This is a genomic window from Streptococcus pseudopneumoniae (genome assembly GCF_001074975.1).
Taxonomy (GTDB): Bacteria; Bacillota; Bacilli; order Lactobacillales; family Streptococcaceae; genus Streptococcus; species Streptococcus pseudopneumoniae_D.
The window spans coordinates 1-3,350 of the sequence record NZ_JUUO01000057.1; the positions used below are offsets into that span (position 1 = coordinate 1).

At 36.2% G+C, this 3,350-nt stretch carries 2 protein-coding genes and 1 pseudogene; all 3 read right to left on the bottom strand.

Translation table 11 applies throughout. The features are described 5' to 3' along the window. Nucleotides 1-1,095, bottom strand: a 1,095-nt coding sequence (locus ADI86_RS02770) for an ISL3 family transposase (RefSeq protein ID WP_049531700.1), incomplete at its 3' end; no start/stop codon positions are given. Between the two features lie 228 nt (nucleotides 1,096-1,323). Further along, nucleotides 1,324-1,434, bottom strand: a pseudogene (locus ADI86_RS02775) (integrase); the annotation flags it as partial. Nucleotides 1,435-1,691: 257 nt separating this feature from the next. Then, entirely contained in the window at nucleotides 1,692-2,762 is a 1,071-nt protein-coding gene (xerS, locus tag ADI86_RS02780) for a tyrosine recombinase XerS (RefSeq protein WP_049531698.1), read from the bottom strand. Nucleotides 2,763-3,350: the final 588 nt, after the last annotated feature.

A 3,350-nucleotide genomic window follows, 5' to 3' on the forward strand; every position in this document is an offset into this window, starting at 1 on the left:
TTGAAGGGCGTTGACGATTTTCTCTTTGTCCTTTAGAAAGGTTTTAAAGACAGTCTGAAAAAGGGGATGAACCTGCTTTAGATTGTCCTCGATGAGTCCGAAAAATTTCTTCGGCTCCTTATTCTGGAAATGAAAAAGCAAGAGCTGATAGAGATCATAGTGGTGTTTCAAGTCTTCGGAATAGCTCAAAAGCTTGTCTAGGATTTCTTTATTGGTTAAGTGCATACGAAAAGTAGGGTGATAAAAACGTTTATCGCTAAGTTTACGACTATCCTGTTGAATGAGTTTCCAGTAGCGTTTGATCGCCTTGTATTCATGAGACTTTCGATCTAATTGATTCATTATTTGGACACGAACACGACTCATAGCACGGCTAAGATGTTGAACAATGTGAAAGCGTTCAAGAACGATTTTAGCACACGGAAAAAGCTGTTTAGCCAAGTCATAATAAGGACTAAACATATCCATAGTAATGATTTTGACGCGACATCGGACGGCTCTATCATATTTAAGAAAGTGATCACGAATGAGAGCTTGTGTTCTACCTTCTAGAACAGTGATGATATTGAGCTTTTCAAAATCTTGCGCAATAAAGCTCATCTTTCCCTTGGTGAAGGCGTAATCATCCCAAGACATAATCTCAGGAAGACGCGAAAAATCATGCTCAAAACGGAAGTCATTGAGCTTACGAATGACAGTTGAAGTTGAGATGGAAAGTTGATGGGCAATATCGGTCATAGAAGTCTTTTCAGTCAACTTCTGAGCAATCTTTTGGTTGATGATACGAGGGATTTGGTGATTCTTCTTGATGAGAGAAGTCTCAGCGACAGCCATTTTTGAGCACTGATAACACTTAAAACGACGCTTTTTAAGAAGAATTCTAGTAGGCATACCAGTTGTTTCGAGGTAAGGGATCTTAGACGGTTTTTGAAAATCATATTTCTTCATTGGACTTCCGCAATCAGGGCAAGATGGGGCGTCGTAGTCCAGTTTAGCGATGATTTCTTTGTAGGTATCCTTATTGATGATATCTATAATTTGGATATTAGGGTCTTTAATGTCTAGTAATTTTCTGATAAAATGTAATTGTTCCATATGAATCTTTCTAATGATGGTTTGAACGCTTTTCATTATAGATCTTATGGGACTTTTTTTTCTACACAAAAATAGGCTCCATAATATCTATAGGGGATTTACCCACTACAAATATTGTAGAGCCGAAATTCAAAAGTTCGGCCGTTGATTTAACAACGTTTCTAGCCCCTCGGATTTTATCCGAAGGGCTTTTTTTCTGTTTAGGGGGCACAAAAGGGGCATAACTTTTTAAAAAATCTTTTTCATTACTTTGTCCAGCACATTGATTGCTTCATCTTTCATATTCTTTGTGACGTGGGTATAGATGGAAGTGGTGACTTCAGAATCAGAATGACCGATGTTTTCAGCTAAAATATTGGACATATCTGTCAGCATGTTTTTATAGGTGCTCAATTTGATTTATTTTTGTGGAATCCTCTTATTTTGATTTGCATGTCCGGTGCATTACAAAAAAAGCAAGTAGTGATCGCATAAATTTTAATTCAAATTCTTTAAAACTATTTACTAGGTCAGATATTGCATGTGATTTGATCAAATAATATTAATAGTTTATTTACTCTACCTCTAATTTGTTACATAATTTATTTTATGTATTTTCACAAACTATCTAGAGCATTCTTTTGTTCATCATTAACGATATGAGTATAGAGGTCAGTGACTTGTGTACTGGCATGTCCTAGCTGGTGACTGACCAAAACTTGCGATTTAGTGGCATCATAAAGTCTAGTTGCTAGCGTATGGCGCAGTTTGTGGGGAGTCACACGCACTTTGAAGTCCTCAGAATACTTAGCAACCATCTTTTCAACACTAGAAGCATCGATACGATTGGGAACACCTCTGTAGAGTGTCAAAAAAAGGGCTGTATCTGTTTTTTCTGTTTTATAGCGTTGATTTCGAATAGCCAGATAATTTTCTAAATAAGGTTTTGCAAAGGCAGCGACATTGACCGAGTCACGTTTGCCACCTTTTCGAGTGACATCGATAACCATCATTTTGAGATTGAGATCTCTTAGATCTAGATTAACAGCTTCAGATAAGCGGACACCAGACGCCAAGAGAAGGGCAATAATGGCTAAATCACGTTTTTTATTTTTGTTGAATGATGAAAGAGCTCGATTTGAGAGCTGTTGTGGGTACTCCCGGTCGATATAAGTTAGAAAACCTTCTGTTTCATCACCTAGAAAGAGTTTTTGCTTGATGTTTTCAGCTCTGGCAGCAAGTGTTTCTTTCTTTTTCTTAGTTGAAACTTTCTTCATTACATTACGATAGAAATAAGGCTCTCCCTGGTCATTTTCAACTTCCTCAGTCAGATACTTGTAAAGACTAGAAAGTGCCGACAAGGTTCGATTGATGGTTGTCTGTGAAACACCTTGTTTTGTTGTATTAGCATTCAGCAAAGGTCGTTCTCGTAGATAAAGGATAAAGGATTCCATGTCTTTCTTAGACATATTTTCCAAGACCGATAAAGGAATATCAGACATTCTATCAACGTTTGAAATGCCAGAGTCCAAAACCCAGCTGAAAAATCGATCGTATTCCTTTAGGTATTCGTACAAGGTTGTAAAACTATAAGGGACAGCAAGCTTAGATTGGTAGTATTCCAGAACATACCAAGGCATGATTTGTTTTAGTTTGTCGATTCGTTCTAGTAAAATCTCGCGTTTCATGTATTTTCTCCATATATAAATCTACTAGTAGTATAGCATAGACTTGTTTATTTTTCAAGAAAATTATAGTTTTTCGGAAAGATGATATGAGCTTTTTAAAAAGTTATAAAAAAGACTTAGACCTGAGTAAAACGAATCTAAATCTTTGGAGTTTCTATTGTGAATCATTATCTAGTGCTTTTTCTAGTTTCCAAATACTAAACCAGAATGAAATAGTCAACAGAATAAGGAAAGTAACAAAGAACTCGCCCATTAAACTTCTGTTCATTTGACATAACTGAAGAGCTATATAAGGAGCTATGAGATACAAAATACATTGTATAATTGCTATTGTTTTCTTTTTCATGATCTTATCTTACTGTACAGATTTGATACAGTAAACTCCTTTCAAGCTTTATGCTTTATCATTTCTAACTTAATTAGAGTCTTATTTTTACCAAAGTTCAATTATTTGTGTGTTCAATATCTTGTCTTAAGTCATAACCACCCGTGAAAACGGATAGCTTGTACACCGGCTATAAGCCTTTTCTCTCCCGGCGTCTAAAGACGCTCGCTGAACTTCGTTCAGGTCGTGCTATATTACTTGAC